The 15,305-nt window shown below is 69.1% G+C and carries 12 protein-coding genes and 1 tRNA gene; 6 read left to right on the top strand and 7 right to left on the bottom strand.

Annotated features, from left to right (window positions below; translation table 11 throughout):
- The first annotated feature begins 110 nt into the window (after window positions 1–110).
- From SGFS_RS12225 to SGFS_RS12205, 5 genes are all read left to right on the top strand, one after another.
- Window positions 111–184: transfer RNA gene (locus SGFS_RS12225), tRNA-Pro, on the top strand.
- A 323-nt stretch (window positions 185–507) separates the two neighbouring features.
- Window positions 508–1,752, top strand: coding sequence for an ABC transporter substrate-binding protein (locus tag SGFS_RS12220; RefSeq protein ID WP_434028192.1), 1,245 nt, complete (start codon window positions 508–510; stop codon window positions 1,750–1,752).
- Between the two features lie 70 nt (window positions 1,753–1,822).
- Window positions 1,823–2,782 (top strand): carbohydrate ABC transporter permease, encoded by a 960-nt coding sequence (locus tag SGFS_RS12215; protein ID WP_286249894.1) that lies wholly within the window; start codon window positions 1,823–1,825, stop codon window positions 2,780–2,782.
- A complete protein-coding gene (locus SGFS_RS12210; protein ID WP_286249892.1) occupies window positions 2,782–3,615 on the top strand; it encodes a carbohydrate ABC transporter permease in 834 nt (277 codons plus the stop codon). Before SGFS_RS12215 ends, SGFS_RS12210 begins: the two co-directional genes overlap by 1 nt.
- A gap of 89 nt (window positions 3,616–3,704) precedes the next feature.
- A complete protein-coding gene (locus SGFS_RS12205) occupies window positions 3,705–4,892 on the top strand; it encodes an ABC transporter ATP-binding protein (RefSeq protein ID WP_286249890.1) in 1,188 nt (395 codons plus the stop codon).
- Between the two features lie 205 nt (window positions 4,893–5,097).
- Here the strand turns inward: SGFS_RS12205 and SGFS_RS12200 are convergent, their stop codons facing one another.
- The 6 genes from SGFS_RS12200 to SGFS_RS12175 all read right to left on the bottom strand — a co-directional run bounded on the left by SGFS_RS12200 (window position 5,098) and on the right by SGFS_RS12175 (window position 11,746).
- Window positions 5,098–6,228 (bottom strand): ABC transporter ATP-binding protein, encoded by a 1,131-nt coding sequence (locus SGFS_RS12200; RefSeq protein WP_286249888.1) that lies wholly within the window; start codon window positions 6,226–6,228, stop codon window positions 5,098–5,100.
- Window positions 6,225–7,973 carry an ABC transporter permease gene (locus SGFS_RS12195; protein WP_286249885.1) on the bottom strand — a complete coding sequence of 583 codons (1,749 nt, stop codon included), beginning with the start codon at window positions 7,971–7,973 and terminating at the stop codon, window positions 6,225–6,227. The genes SGFS_RS12200 and SGFS_RS12195 overlap by 4 nt, the downstream gene beginning before the upstream one ends.
- Complete coding sequence (locus SGFS_RS12190) at window positions 7,970–9,049, bottom strand: ABC transporter substrate-binding protein (protein WP_286249883.1); 1,080 nt, start codon at window positions 9,047–9,049, stop codon at window positions 7,970–7,972. Before SGFS_RS12190 ends, SGFS_RS12195 begins: the two co-directional genes overlap by 4 nt.
- Before the next feature lie 229 nt (window positions 9,050–9,278).
- The gene (locus tag SGFS_RS12185; RefSeq protein WP_286249880.1) at window positions 9,279–10,040 is read right to left on the bottom strand and encodes a response regulator transcription factor; all 762 of its coding nucleotides are present in this window, start codon (window positions 10,038–10,040) and stop codon (window positions 9,279–9,281) included.
- Window positions 10,037–10,843, bottom strand: coding sequence for a sensor histidine kinase (locus SGFS_RS12180; protein ID WP_286249878.1), 807 nt, complete (start codon window positions 10,841–10,843; stop codon window positions 10,037–10,039). Before SGFS_RS12180 ends, SGFS_RS12185 begins: the two co-directional genes overlap by 4 nt.
- A 435-nt stretch (window positions 10,844–11,278) precedes the next feature.
- The gene (locus SGFS_RS12175; RefSeq protein ID WP_286259896.1) at window positions 11,279–11,746 is read right to left on the bottom strand and encodes a MarR family winged helix-turn-helix transcriptional regulator; all 468 of its coding nucleotides are present in this window, start codon (window positions 11,744–11,746) and stop codon (window positions 11,279–11,281) included.
- Window positions 11,747–11,969: 223 nt separating this feature from the next.
- Between SGFS_RS12175 and SGFS_RS12170 the strand changes: the two genes are divergently transcribed.
- Window positions 11,970–12,938 (top strand): alpha/beta hydrolase, encoded by a 969-nt coding sequence (locus SGFS_RS12170; RefSeq protein WP_286259895.1) that lies wholly within the window; start codon window positions 11,970–11,972, stop codon window positions 12,936–12,938.
- A gap of 77 nt (window positions 12,939–13,015) precedes the next feature.
- Here the strand turns inward: SGFS_RS12170 and SGFS_RS12165 are convergent, their stop codons facing one another.
- On the bottom strand, window positions 13,016–15,235 hold the full coding sequence (locus SGFS_RS12165; RefSeq protein WP_286249875.1) for an NADP-dependent isocitrate dehydrogenase: 2,220 nt from the start codon (window positions 15,233–15,235) through the stop codon (window positions 13,016–13,018).
- Between the last annotated feature and the right edge of the window lie 70 nt (window positions 15,236–15,305).

The following is a 15,305-nucleotide window of genomic DNA, read 5'->3' as shown; positions in this document are numbered from 1 at the left end:
CGTCCAGGCGGACCTGGCATTCCTGGGCGCTGGCCCGGAGCCGGAGCCGCGCGGCGTGCGGTAGTGTTTACCTGCGCGTTCACACGGAACACCGTTCTGTGAAAGCGCACCGGGACGTGGCGCAGCTTGGTAGCGCACTTGACTGGGGGTCAAGGGGTCGCAGGTTCAAATCCTGTCGTCCCGACTTGCGGAGCAGCAGGTCGGAGGTCATTTCCGTTTGATCGGAAGTGGCCTCTTTTTCGTTCTTGGGGAAGTGGCCGAAGTTGATCGCCCCCCCTTTCGTACCCGCAGGTTCGTCGAGTCGGCCCCAGGGTGCGACGTTGGGCGATTAGGTGCGATATGTGCTTGATCTTGCTTTATGTGGCATTTAGTGTTCGTCGGGAGGGAAACGCTGCGAGGTCCGAGTCCCGTGCCACCGTCCAGAAGCGAGGTGTGGAGCGCGTGCACGCGAGGTGCGGCTGCCGGCCCGTTTCGGGTCAGAAGGGACGTCCCAGAGGGACGCGATGGCTGCGGGCGTTCGCCGCACTGCCGTTGCTGGCGTCGGTGCTCGCCGCCTGTGGCAGTGACGAGGGCTCCGGTAGACCAACAATCAACTGGTACAACTTCCCTGACGACTCCGGTGCGCTCCAGAAGGCGGCCGACCGGTGCAGCCAGGCGTCGGGCGGTCGCTACAGGATCAGCTACAACAAGCTCCCGCGTGCCGCGGACGGCCAGCGCCAGCAGCTTGTCCGCAGACTCGCCGCCGAGGACGACTCGCTCGACATCCTGGGCCTGGACGTCACCTGGGCGGCGGAGTTCGCAGAGGCACGCTGGATCCGGGAATGGACGGGGACGGCGAAGCGGCAGGCCGTCGAGGGGACCCTGCGCGTACCGCTGCAGACCTCGACCTGGAAACGCAAGCTGTACGCCGTCCCGTACAACACCAACACCCAGCTCCTGTGGTACCGCAACGACCTGGTGCCCACCCCGCCCAGGACCTGGGCCGAGATGCTGGACATGGCAGGCGCCCTCGCCCGGCAGGGCAAACCGTACTTCGTGGAGATCCAGGGCGCCCAGTACGAGGGCCTGACCGTCTGGTTCAACACGCTGATCAACAGTGCGGGCGGCTCCATCCTCAACGCGACCGCGACCGCACCCTCCCTCGGTCCTCCTGCCGTGCGGGCCGCCGGGATCATGCGTGATCTGGCGAAGTCCCCGGCCGCGGACCCCTCCCTGCCCAACCAGATGGAGGACCAGAACCGCCTCGCCATGGAGTCGGGGGTGGCGGCGTTCGAGCTCAACTACCCGTTCGTCTATCCGTCGATGAAGGCGAACAACCCCGAGCTGTTCAAGAACTTCCGCTGGGCGCCGTACCCCCGGGTCGACCCGAACCGGCCAGCACGGCCCACCATCGGCGGCATCGACCTGGCGGTGAGCGCCTACTCGCGCCACCCCGACCTGGCGTTCGAGGCGGCGCTGTGCCTGCGCAACCGGGAGAACCAGCTCACGGCCGCGATCGAGGGCGGTCTGCCGCCCACCCTGCGCGCCCTGTACGACGAGCCCGCGTTCATGAAGGAGTACCCCTTCTCCAAGGACGTGCTGGCCGCCCTGGAGTCGGCGAGCGTGCGCCCGATCACTCCGGTCTACCAGAACGTGTCGATCGCGGTCTCCCACACGCTGTCTCCGCCGTCCGGGATCGAACCGGTGAGCTCCGTCAACACCATCAGGGAGCAGATCGACGATGCCCTGCGATCCGAGGGTGTGATCCCGTGAACCACCTCCTTCCGCACCACTTGGTCGGCCGGCGCCGCAGCGCGCGGGCCTCGTCCTCGGACGGCCCGAGATGAGCACGCGGGCGCAACCGGCCGAGACCCCGCCGCCTCCCGAGGCGGAGACGGAACAGGCGGAGCCGGACCGGGCGGCACTCTCGGCGGGCGCCAGGCAGGAGCGACGGCTCGGCTGGCTGCTCTGCGCGCCCGCCGTCGTCGTCATGATCGCCGTGACCGCCTACCCCATCGGGTACGCCGTCTATCTGTCCCTCCAGCGGTACGACCTGCGCTTTCCCGGACGGGCGGAGTTCGTGGGCCTGAGCAACTACGGGGCGGTGCTGTCCTCCCCGTTCTGGTGGGACGCCTTCTGGGTCACGCTTTTCATCACCGCCGTGTCCGTGGCGATCGAACTGGTCCTCGGAATGGGGCTCGCCCTGGTGATGCACCGCACGATCTTCTGGCGCGGCGTCGTCCGCACGTCGGTCCTGATTCCGTACGGGATCGTCACCGTGGTCGCGGCCTTCTCCTGGCAGTACGCCTGGACCCCGGACCTCGGATACCTCGCCGAGTTGCTGCCCAGCGGAGAGGCCCCGCTGACCGAACAGTGGTCCGCCCTCTGGCTGATCATCCTCGCCGAGGTGTGGAAGACGACACCGTTCATGGCCCTGCTGCTGCTCGCGGGACTCGCGCTGGTCCCCGAGGAGACCCTGAAGGCGGCCATGGTGGACGGTGCCACCGCCTGGCAGCGCTTCACCAAGATCATGCTGCCGCTGATGAAGCCGGCCGTCCTGGTGGCACTGCTCTTCCGCACACTGGACGCGTTCCGGATCTTCGACAACATCTACATCCTGACCGCGGGTGCCCAGGGGACCGGCTCAGTGTCGATCCTCGGGTACGATAACCTGTTCACCGCGCTGAACCTGGGCATCGGGTCGGCGATCTCGGTCCTGATCTTCATCTGTGTCGGGATCATCGCCTTCACCTTCGTCAAACTGTTCGGCACCGCCGCACCCGGCGCGGAGGTGAAGCGCTGATGGCCGCGGTGGGAAAGACGCATGCCGCCCGCTGGGGTGTCATCAACGTGGTGGTGGTGCTGTACGCCCTGTTCCCGGTGTGGTGGATCGCCGCGCTGTCGTTCAAGGACCCCACCACCCTGACGGACGGCAACTACATCCCCACGGACTGGACCTGGGAGAACTACCGGGGCATCTTCGAGACCGCCGAGTTCACCCGTGCGCTGGTCAACTCGATCGGTATCGCCCTGATCGCCACGGTGATCGCGGTGGCGCTGGGCACCATGGCCGCCTACGCGGTGGCCAGGCTGCGTTTCCCCGGCAAGCGGGTGCTCATCGGCATGTCGCTGCTGATCGCCATGTTCCCGCCGATCTCCCTGGTGTCACCGCTGTTCAACATCGAGCGGATCATCGGGATCTTCGACACCTGGATCGGGCTGATCATCCCGTACATGACCTTCTCCCTGCCGCTCGCGATCTACACCCTGTCGGCCTTCTTCCGGGAGATCCCCTGGGATCTGGAGAAGGCCGCCAAGGTCGACGGGGCGACGCCCGCGCAGGCCTTCCGGATGGTCATCGTGCCGCTGGCCGCGCCGGGCGTGTTCACCACGGCCATTCTCGTGTTCATCTTCTGCTGGAACGACTTCCTGTTCGCGATCTCGCTGACTTCCACCGAGTCCGCGCGCACAGTCCCGGCCGCGATCGCGTTCTTCACCGGGAGCTCCCAGTTCCAGCAGCCCACAGGGTCGATCGCCGCCGCCGCTGTGGTCATCACCATCCCGATCATCGTCTTCGTCCTGTTCTTCCAGCGGCGGATCGTCGCCGGACTGACCTCCGGGGCAGTCAAGGGGTGAACGGGCGGACCGCGGCAGACAGGCCACCGCTCCGGGACACCGACCGCAGTACTCGGACCCGGAAGGCATGAGGCAAGGAGGCACCATCCATGGCCGAGATCATCCTCGAGGGAGTCACCAAGCGCTTTCCCGACGGGGCCCTCGCCGTGAAGGACGTGGACCTCGAGATCGCCGACGGCGAGTTCGTGATCCTGGTCGGTCCGTCGGGATGCGGCAAGTCCACCACCCTGAACATGATCGCCGGACTCGAGGACATCACCGAGGGCACCCTGCGCATCGGAGACCGGGTCGTCAACGACCTCGCTCCCAAGGAGCGCGACGTCGCCATGGTGTTCCAGAGCTATGCCCTGTACCCGCACATGAACGTCCGGGAGAACATGGGCTTCCCGCTGCGCCTGGCCAAGGTGGACAAGAACACCATCGACGCCAAGGTGACGGAAGCCGCCCGGATCCTCGACCTCACCGAGCACCTCGACCGCAAGCCCGCCAACCTCTCGGGTGGTCAGCGCCAGCGGGTGGCCATGGGGCGGGCGATCGTCCGTGATCCCAAGGCGTTCCTGATGGACGAGCCGCTGTCCAACCTGGACGCCAAACTCCGGGTACAGATGCGCACCCAGATCTCCCGGCTGCAACGGCGCCTCGGCACGACCACCGTGTACGTCACCCACGACCAGACCGAGGCGATGACGCTCGGCGACCGCGTCGTGGTCATGAGACAGGGCCTGGTCCAGCAGATCGGCACACCCGCCGAGCTGTACGACCTGCCGCGCAACATCTTCGTCGCGGGCTTCATCGGCTCCCCGGCGATGAACTTCCTGAACGCCACTTTGGAGCAGAGTGCCCTGCGCTCCCCCCTGGGCGACCTGACCCTCGACGACCGGACGAGGCAGGCGCTGGACAGGCAGAACGCGCCCCGCGAGGTCATCGTCGGGCTACGACCGGAGGCATTCGAGGACGCGGCCCTGTCACACGACCGGGACCGGACGGGCCCGCTCTTCACCGCGACCGTGGACGTACTGGAGTCGCTGGGCTCCGATGTGTACGTCTACTTCACCGCGGAGGGCGGGCCGGCGACGACCGCCGAACTGGAGGAGCTCGCCAAGGACTCGGGCCTGCGCGACACCGGCGCCGACACCCATCACATCGTGGCCCGTCTGGACGCCGCCACGCGTGCCCGCGAGGGTGAACCGGTAGAACTGCAGGTCGACATGGCCAAGGCTCACGTGTTCGACCCGGCGACCGGAGCGAACCTTACGCATCCGGTGAGGGCTGACTGACGACGCACGACACCGGGCGCGATCGCAGGTTCGAATCCTGTCGCCCCGACTTGCGGAGCAGCAGGTCGAAGGCCGTATCGCACGACGCAGATACGGCCTTTCGGTTGGTCCTGGGGACCGCGTGGGAGCGGCTAGGGCGTGTTTCGAAAGTGGCGTCGTCCGCCCGGAGGGCGTCGCGGGGCAGACGGGACTTTCGAAACACGCCCTAGTCCTGTGTGAGCAGGTAGGCCCGGTCCTGGTCGAAGGTGACGTCGACGTTGGTGCCTTCGGCCAGTGCCTTCCGGGGATCGGTGCCCGGTTCGGTGACCGTGATGGTGCCGCCGGTCGTCTCCACCTCGTAGTCGATCGTGGGGCCGTGGAAGGTGGAGCGCAGCACCGCGCCGATACCGGTCCCACCGTCAGTGACGGCGGACAGCCTGGCCGTCTCCGGCCGAACCATCAGATACGCGCCGGTGGCGCCGGCGGTCACCTTGGGGTGCGCGGCGACGGTGAGCCGACGGCCCAGCACGGTCACGGTGGCGCCATCGGCGCCCACCCGCTCGGGCACCGCCTCCAGGAAGTTGGCCCGGCCGATGAAGTCGGCGACGAACACACTGGCCGGACGGGCGTAGATCTCACCCGGGGTGGCGGCCTGCTCCACCCGGCCCTTGTTCATCACCACGATCCGGTCGGACATGCTCATCGCCTCGTCCTGGTCGTGGGTGACGTAGAGACTGGTGATGCCGAACATCTTCTGGATGCGCCGGATCTCCGCCCGCATGGCGTCCCGCAGCTTCGCGTCCAGGTTGGACAGCGGCTCGTCGAACAGCAACACCTTCGGCTGGACGACCAGGGCACGGGCCAGCGCGACCCGCTGCTGCTGGCCGCCGGACAGCTCGTGCGGGCTGCGGTCCTCAAGGCCCACCAGGTTCATGCTGGTGACGGCCATCCGCATGCTGGTGGCTATGTCGTCGCGGGTACGCCGCTGAAGGCGCATCCCATAGGCGATGTTCTCCGCCACGGTCATGTGGGGGAACAGCGCGTAGCTCTGGAACACCATCGCCATGGGCCTGCGTTGCGGCGGTATGGCGTCGATGGCGTTGCCGTCGAGGAGGATGCTGCCGCTGGAGGAGTCCTCGAAGCCGGCCACCATGCGCAGGGTGGTGGTCTTGCCGCAGCCGGACGGGCCGAGCAGGGTGATGAACTCCCCGGGCTCGACGTCGAGCGAGACGCTGTCCACGGCCGTCACGGCACCGGAGCGGCCGGTGAACCGCTTGGTCAGGGCGTCGAGCCGCAGATGTCCGCTGTCGGTCTCGCGCGGTGGCGCGGTGGTGAGTTCGGGCGCGGCGGCGGTCATGACTTCTGCCTTTCGGAGGTGGCGGTGCGCTGCAGTGCGGCGCCGGTGCCGACGAGGACGCGGATGAGCGCGAAGCCCGTCAGGACCAGTGCGGTCAGCACGGTGCAGTAGGCGAAGGCGACGCCGTACCGGCCCGTACTGGCGGCGCTGAGGACCTGGGACGTGATGATCTTCGTCTGGGGGGTGACCAGCAGGACGATCGTGGAGACGGACGTCATGCTGCGGGCGAAGCTGTAGCTCAGCCCGGTGAGCAGCGCCGGACGGATGAGGGGAAGGGTCACCCGGCGGAAGGTCTGCAGGGGGCTGGCCCCCAGGTCCGTCGACGCCTGCTCGATGTAGGGGTGCAGTTGGGTGAGCGAGCCCACCGCGGTGCGCTGGCCCGCCGGGACACTGCGGACGATGTACGCGAGGACGATGGCGACCGCGCCCCCGGCGACGGCGCTGCCGCCGACCAGGCTGGGGACCGCGTGGACCGGGCCGATCCATCGGTCCGGCCGGTACGCCAGCACGAAGCCGATGCCGAGGACGGTGCCGGGGACGGCGACGCCCAGCGTTCCGCCGAGGTCGAGCAGCCAGGCCGTGCGGTCCAGATGCCGTACGACCAGCCAGGCGATGACCAGACCCACCATGCCGGCGACGGGCGTGGCGATGGCGGCGAACTTCAGCGTGTCCAGTACCGCCTCGACCCCCACCCCGGCGACGACCTCTTTGAGGTAGTCCAGCGTGAAGGTGTTGTCGACGCCGAACACCCGGGTCATCGAGCCGACGATCACCGTGCCGTAGAGGCTGAGGATGACCGCGGCGGCCAGTAGCGCCAGCCCGTAGAAGGGCCACCGTGCCCAGCCGGTGATCAGGTGGACGCTACCGGAAGGACGGCCGGTGATCGTCGTGCGTACCTTGCGGTTCATCCAGCGGCGCTGCCCGAAGTACATCGCCAGCGACGGCACCAGCAGGATCACGCAGTAGACCGAGGCGCCGGTGATGTCGTACTCACCGGTGACCGCCAGATAGGCACGGCCGGCGAGGACGGTGTAGTCACCGCCGAGCACCAGGGGGTTGGCGAGGTCGGCGATCGCCTCCACGAAGAGCAGCAGGAACGGGGCGACGAGGCCGGGCGCGACCAGCGGCAGGATCAGCGTGCGCAGGATCCGCCACCGGGAGGCGCCCATGTTCATGGCCGCCTCCTCCAGGGCGGGGTCCAGACCTCGCAGCATGCCGAGCAGGCCCAGGTACGCGACGGGGAACAGCGACAGCGACAGGACGAACACGAGCCCGTCGAGCCCGTAGATGTCGTACTCCACCCCGAAGACGCCGTTGCTGACGACACCGCGTCGGCCGTACAGCACGACCGTGGCGGTGGCGATCGCGAAGGGTGGGCTGACGATCGGCATCAGTGCGATGACGTGCAGGATCTTCTTGCCCGGCACATCGAGTCTGGCCTGGACGAAGGCGAAGAGGAACCCGAGCGCCGTACCGCAGAGGCCGACGAGGGCGCCGAGCACCAGGGTGTTGCGCAGGACGGCGAGGTCGACCCAGGAGGTGAAGAACTCGGCGTAGCGAGGCAGCGCGTCGGGCGCGAAGGCGGTGGCGAGCACCGCGACCAGCGGCACGACCGCGCCGACCACCACCAGCAGGGAGACGGCGGCGATCAGGACCCGGACACCCAGGTCGGCCCGGTGGCGCCGGCGCGGAGCCGCCACCTCGAGAGAGGTGGACGGCTCGCGGTCGGAGAGCAACGTGGTCATGACTTCGGGGCCTGCGCGACTTCTTCGTCGAACCGCTTGGTCAGCGCAGACTTGGCGGCCCCGGCCGCGGCCGCGTCGTAATCCACGACCTTGATGCTCGCCAGGTCCACGACCTTGTCCGACACCTTCGCGTCCGGGTTGGTCGGGAACTGGTACGCCTTGACGCCGGGGCCGATCTCCTGGGCCTCGGGGGTCAACGCCCAGTCGATGAATTTCCTGGCGCTCGTGGGGTTCTTCGCGCCCTTGACCAGCGCGACACCGCCGGTCTCGTAGCCCGTGCCCTCGGACGGGAAGGTCACCTCGAGGTCGGGGAAACCGGCCTCCTGGGTGGCTATGCAGTCGTGGGAGAAGATCACGCCGACGGCGACCTCGCCGCGCGCCGTCATCTGCGCCGGTGCCGCGCCGGACTTGGTGTACTGCAGCACGTTCGGGTGGAGCTCACGCATGTACTTCAGTGCCTTGTCCTCATCACCGTCGGCCAGCTGCACCTGCGTCCACAGAGCCGTGTACGCGGTGCCCGACGTGGACGGGTGGGCGATGCCGATGTCCTTCTTCAGTTTCGGATCGAGCAGGTCGGCCCAGGACTCCGGGGCGTCGAGCCCCTTCTCCTTCAGGAGTTCGCCGTTGCTGCAGAAGCCCAGCGCGCCGACGTAGACGCCGGTCCACAGACCGGAGGCGTCCTTGTACTTGGCGGGAATGGCCTTCGCGTTCGCCGACACATACGGTTCCAGCAGGTCCTGCTCGCCCGCGGCGGCGTAACCGTCGGCGGGCCCGCCGTACCAGACGTCGAACTCGGCGTTGCCCTTGCCGGCCTGGATCCGGGCCAGTGCCTCGCCGCTGGAGAGCCGGACGAAGTCGGCCTTCACCCCGGTGGTCTCGGTGAACTGCTCCGTGGTGGCGGCGCACCACTCCTCGGTGGCACCGCAGGCGACGTGCACCACGCCGCCGTCCTGATCGGCGCCGACCTCACCGGCGTCGCGCGCGCAGCCGCTCGCGGTCGCGACGACCACGGCCGCCACCGCCATCGTCAGTGCCGCGCCACGGCGCGATCGTCTTCCCTTAGCCACGACTGTCATGCCGTCGACCTCCGCGTATTCGAGCCCGAAGCGGCTCGCCCGAGCGATGTTGCGGCCAGATTAGGAGCGTGTGAACGGGCCTCCGGTGACGGCGGAGTGAGCCCCGGTGACAGTGCCGTCACCAGGGCCCGTCACCAGGGCCCGTCACCCGGTCCCCGTCACCAGGGCCCGTCACCCGGTCCCCGTCACCCGGTCCCCGTCACCCGGTCTGTCACCGACGGGCGGCCTGTCAGCCGGGCCGCGACCAGTCCGGCTCGTCGGCGGGACCGCTCTCCGGTGCGTCCGCCGGCAGGTCCGGCATCAGATAGCCGACCCCGCGCAGCGTGCGGATGTAGGCGGAGCCGCCCGGTACCCCAGCCAGCCGCGACCGCAGCCGGTACACCGTGGACTTGACCACGTCCCGGCCGCCCAGCAGATCCGTGGTGCCCCACACCTCCCGCAGCAGGTCCTGCCAGGACTGCGGAACGCCCCGCCGGGACGCCAGATGGGTGAGCAGTTTGAACTCTGTGAACGGCAGCTCCAGCCGATGCCGGCCAAGGCTCGCCGACTGCGCCACCGGGTCGATCACCAGCAGGCCGACGCGGACCGCCGCGCCGTTGCCCCGGCGATGACGGCGCACCAGCGCCTGGGCGCGCAGCGCCACCTCGCGCGGGTGGAACGGCTTGGTCACGTAGTCGTCCGCGCCGTGCTCCAGTCCGGTGATGACGTCGTCGTGCTGGGACAACGCGGTGAGCAGCATGACCGGCACGTCCGACCGGGCCCGTATCCGCCCGCACAGGGTGAGTCCGTCCATCGCCGGCATCATCACGTCCAGCACGACCAGGTCGACCGCGTGGGTCCGCAGCAGATTCAGCGCGGTCGCGCCGTCGTGCGCGGTGAGCACCGTGAATCCCTGCGTCTGCAGCGCGAATTCGATGATGATCGTCATCTGCGGCTCGTCGTCGACCACCAGCACGGTCGCGCCCGAAGCGGTCTGTGCCTCCGCCGTCATGATCCGTCGGGCAGGGTCAGCAGGAACGTCGTCCCGCGGGTCGACGCGGTGTGCACCATGATCTCGCCTCCGTGCAGTTCCACAACGGTCTTCGTGATCACGAGACCGAGGCCGGTCCCGTCGGCCAGTGGCCGCCCGGTGGCGAAGCGGTGGAACAACCGATGCCGCTCGGCCCGCGTCATGCCGGCGCCGTCATCGGTGACGTACACGGCGACGCCCGTGTCGATGAGCGCGACCCGGACGTCGATGCTGCCGCCGTTGGTGGTGAACCGGCTGGCGTTCGACAGCAGGTTCGTCAGTGCCTGGGTCAGCAGCATCGGGTCGGCCGGGATCCGCGGCATCACCTGCGGAACATCCAGGCTGATCCGCTGCTCCCGCTGGGCGCACAGCGGCCGCATCGCGGTGACGACGTCCCGCGCCACCACCGACACGTCCACCTTCTCCGTACGGGGCGTGAACAGGCCCGCTTCGATCTTCGCCTGGATCAGCAGGCTCTCGCACAGGCTGATGACCTGGGTGGACTGGTGATCGGCGACCTGGAGCAATCGTTTCTGCGCCGCTGTCAGCGGGCCCGGGGCCCCCTCCCGCAGCAGATCCACCGCGCCCTTGATCATGCTGAGCGGGGTACGCAACTCATGGCTGAGCGCGGTCACCTGCTCCGCCCGGCGTTCCACCAGGCGTTCCAGCTGAGCCAGCTCCGCCACCCGGGCCGCGGCTGTCCGGCGCATCCGCAGGAACGTCAGCAGGACAGTGGCGGCCGCACCGCCGAGTGCCGCCACCGGCAACCACCAGGCGGTGACCATGGCCCGTCCTCCTCAGGGACCGCCTCCGCGCGCGGGGCGAGGCGGTTCCGTGCATTGTGCACGGCATCAACGGTCACGACAAACGGCTCGGTACCCGACATATGCGGGGGACCGCCAGGTCGCCGCCGGGCTTCGAGAACGCGGAAGTCGGGGCCGTACTCCTGCGCCTTGTCCACCATGGCCTGCCTCCACGGACACATGGCCGAGGACCCAGCCGGTGAAGGCGCGGGACACGCGTGGAGAACAGCGGTGCGGCCTGGGGGTACGACAGGCGGGCCTCGTGCAACGCGATGGGCATCCGTGCCGACGCGCCCACGGCCTTCTCGTGCGCGGGCGGGGGAGACGCCTCCCGGGTGAAGCAACGCCGTACGTCGTACGTTCGCACGTCTGTGTGGACCGCTGGACCGCTGTCCCGGTGAGCCAAGTATCGTTCGCTCAGCCCTGGCCGACGTTCGCCGTCAACAATCGGAGCAACTGCTTGGCCAGGGTGTGCTGTTCGGGCGTCAGGCCCATGGCCGTGCCGATGTCCACGGGGACGGTGCGGGCCCGTTCCCTGAGCTGCTCCCCGGCTTCGGTCAGGCGGATGGCGATGGAGCGCTCGTCGTCCGTGCGGCGCTCCCGGCGCAGCAGGCCGCCCGCCTCCAGCCGCTTCAGCAGCGGGGAGAGGGTGCTGGACTCGAGCTGCAGCGCGGTTCCCAGATCGCGCACGGAGATCGAGTCCTGCTCCCACAGGACGAGCATGACCAGGTACTGCGGGTAGGTCAGGCCCAGCTCGTCGAGGAGCGGCCGGTACCGGGCCGTGACCGCGCGCGAGGCAGCGTACAGCGCGAAACAGAGCTGGTCGTCCAGGAGCAGGGTGTGGTCCGGTGCCCCCTGCGCCGGGGCCGTCCCGGCCGGGCTCACGGTGTCGCCGGCTGTGTTCACGGTGTCGCTCCTCGGTCCCGTGTCGGTCTTCGCAACGATCTCCAACCCTACCTTTCAGCCTCCCAATCATATCGAGCGCTAGATAGTCGTGCCGACTTTAGTTGTGCACGACCTAGTAGCGCGCTACTCTTCTGGTGTGCCGCCGACCACGGCCACCACACCGACCGGACCCGCCCGCGACACCGCACCCGAGGAGAACGCCATGTCCGACACCACCGGCCCCCGCCCCGTCCTGGAGCCCGCCGCCCGGGCCTTCGCCGAGGCGACCGCGAATCCGCCGTACCTGTTCGACCTGGCGCCGGCCGAGGGCCGCAAGGCGGTCGACGACGTGCAGTCCGGCGACACCGCCAAGCCCGCCGTGGACGAGGAGTGGGTGACCGTGCCGGGCGGGCCCACCGGCGAGGTCAGGGCCCGTGTCGTCCGGCCCGCGGGCGCCCAGGGCGTGCTCCCGGTGATCATCTACATCCATGGCGCGGGCTGGGTCTTCGGCAACGCCCACACCCACGACCGCCTGGTGCGCGAGCTGGCCGTGGGCGCGCGGGCCGCGGTGGTCTTCCCCGAGTACGACCTCTCGCCCGAGGCCCGTTACCCCGTCGCCATCGAGCAGAACTACGCCGTGGCCCGCTGGGTCGTCACCGAGGGCGCCGGGCACTATCTGGACGCGACCCGCATCGCGGTCGCCGGCGACTCCGTCGGCGGCAACATGAGTGCCGCGCTGACCCTGATGGCGAAGGAGCGCGGTGACGTCCCGCTGGTCCAGCAGGTCCTCTTCTACCCGGTGACCGACGCGAACTTCGACACCGGCTCCTACCGTCGGTTCGCCACCGGCTACTTCCTGCGGCAGGACGGCATGCGGTGGTTCTGGGACCAGTACACGACCGACGAGCGCGAACGCGCCGAGATCACGGCCTCACCGCTGCGGGCCACCACCGAGCAGCTCAAGGGGCTGCCCCCGGCGCTCGTCATCACCGCCGAGGCCGACGTGCTGCGCGACGAGGGCGAGGCGTACGCGAACAAGCTGCGGGAGGCCGGGGTGCCGGTCACCGCCGTGCGCTACCAGGGCATCATCCACGACTTCGTGATGCTCGACGCCCTGCGGGAGACGCACGCCGCCGAGGCCGCCATCGGGCAGGCGATCAGTACCTTGCGTACGGCCCTCGGTACGAGCTGAGCCGAGGCGCCGGAAAGCGGGCCGCCCCGGCCGGGAGTGATCCCGGCCGGGGCGGCGCTGTGCGGGGCAGGTGGGGCTCAGGCGAAGTTCGCCAGCGCCTCGTTCCAGGTCGCCGACGGGCGCATCACCGCGGCGGCCTTGGCCGGGTCGGGCTGGTAGTAGCCGCCGATGTCGGCGGGCTTGCCCTGGACGGCGATCAGTTCGTCGACGATGGTCTGCTCGTTCGCGGTGAGCGTCTCGGCGAGCGGGGCGAAGGCCTTGGCCAGGTCGGCGTCGTCGGTCTGGGCGGCCAGCTCCTGCGCCCAGTACAGGGACAGGTAGAAGTGGCTGCCGCGGTTGTCGATGCCGCCGACGCGACGCGACGGGGACTTGTCCTCGTTGAGGAAGGTCGCCGTGGCGCGGTCGAGGGTGTCGGCGAGGACCTTGGCGCGGGTGTTGCCGGTGGCCTCGGCGTACTGCTCCAGGGACGGGACCAGGGCGAAGAACTCACCCAGGGAGTCCCAGCGGAGGTAGTCCTCCTTGACCAGCTGCTGGACGTGCTTCGGGGCGGAGCCGCCGGCGCCCGTCTCGAAGAGGCCGCCGCCCGCCATCAGCGGGACGACAGACAGCATCTTGGCGCTGGTGCCCAGCTCCAGGATCGGGAAGAGGTCGGTGAGGTAGTCACGCAGCACGTTGCCGGTCACCGAGATGGTGTTCTCGCCGCGGCGGATGCGCTCCACCGACAGCTTGGTGGCCTCGACCGGGGCGAGGATCCGGATGTCCAGGCCCTCGGTGTCGTGCTCCGGCAGGTACGCGTTGACCTTGGCGATCAGGTTGGCGTCGTGCGCGCGGGTCTCGTCCAGCCAGAAGACGGCCGGGTCGCCGGTGGCGCGGGCACGCGTGACGGCCAGCTTCACCCAGTCGCGGATCGGGGCGTCCTTGGTCTGGCAGGCGCGGAAGATGTCGCCGGCGGAGACCGTCTGCTCGATCACCACGTCGCCGGCCTGGTCGACGAGGCGGACCGTGCCGGTGGTCGCGATCTCGAAGGTCTTGTCGTGGGAGCCGTACTCCTCGGCCTTCTGCGCCATGAGGCCGACGTTCGGGACCGAGCCCATCGTCGACGGGTCGTAGGCGCCGTTGGCGCGGCAGTCGTCGATCGCGACCTGGTAGACACCGGCGTAGGAGGAGTCCGGGAGCACCGCGAGGGTGTCGGCCTCCTGGCCGTCCGGGCCCCACATGTGGCCGGAGGTGCGGATCATGGCCGGCATCGAGGCGTCGACGATGACGTCGGACGGCACGTGCAGGTTGGTGATGCCCTTGTCGGAGTCGACCATCGCCAGCGCCGGGCCCTCGGCGAGCTCGGCGTCGAAGGAGGCCTTGATCTCGGCGCCCTCCGGCAGGGCCTCCAGGCCCTTGTAGATGCCGCCCAGACCGTCGTTCGGGGAGAGACCGGCCGCGGCCAGCGTCTCGCCGTACTTCGCGAACGTCTTCGGGAAGAAGGCGCGCACGACGTGGCCGAAGACGATCGGGTCCGAGACCTTCATCATCGTGGCCTTCAGGTGCACGGAGAACAGCACGCCCTCCGCCTTGGCCCTGGCGACCTGCGCGGTCAGGAACTCGCGCAGCGGGCCGACGCGCATCACGGAGGCGTCGACGACCTCGCCGGCGAGGACGGGTACGGACTCGCGCAGCACGGTGGTCGTGCCGTCGTCACCGACGAGCTCGATCTTGAGCGCGCCGTCCTCGGCGATGACGGCGGACTTCTCGGTGGAGCGGAAGTCGTCCTGGCCCATGGTCGCCACGTTGGTCTTGGACTCGGCGGTCCAGGCGCCCATGCGGTGCGGGTGGGTCTTGGCGTAGTTCTTCACCGAGGCGGGGGCGCGGCGGTCGGAGTTGCCCTCACGCAGGACCGGGTTCACGGCGGAACCCTTGATCTTGTCGTAGCGGGCGCGGATCTCGCGCTCCTCGTCGGACTTCGGGTCGTCCGGGTAGTCCGGCAGCGCGTAGCCCTGGCTCTGCAGCTCGGCGACCGCGGCCTTGAGCTGCGGGATCGACGCCGAGATGTTCGGCAGCTTGATGATGTTCGCCGCGGGCGTCTTGGCCAGCTCGCCCAGCTCGGAGAGGGCGTCGGGGATGCGCTGGCCCTCCTCCAGGTACTCCGGGAAGACGGCGATGATGCGCCCGGCCAGGGAGATGTCACGGGTCTCGACGGAGACACCGGCCTGCGAGGCGTACGCCTTGATCACGGGCAGGAACGAGTGGGTCGCCAGGGCGGGCGCCTCGTCAGTGTGCGTGTAGATGATGGTCGAGTCAGTCACCGGGTGCTCCGCTCCACGTCTGCAACATTGCTCGACATCAAGATATCTCGTACCCGGGCGGGATGAGGCA

Origin of the sequence: Streptomyces graminofaciens (assembly GCF_030294945.1) — a bacterium.
Taxonomy (GTDB): Bacteria; Actinomycetota; Actinomycetes; order Streptomycetales; family Streptomycetaceae; genus Streptomyces; species Streptomyces graminofaciens.
Note: the sequence above shows the minus strand (reverse complement) of the source record. Positions and strands in the feature narration are given on the sequence as shown.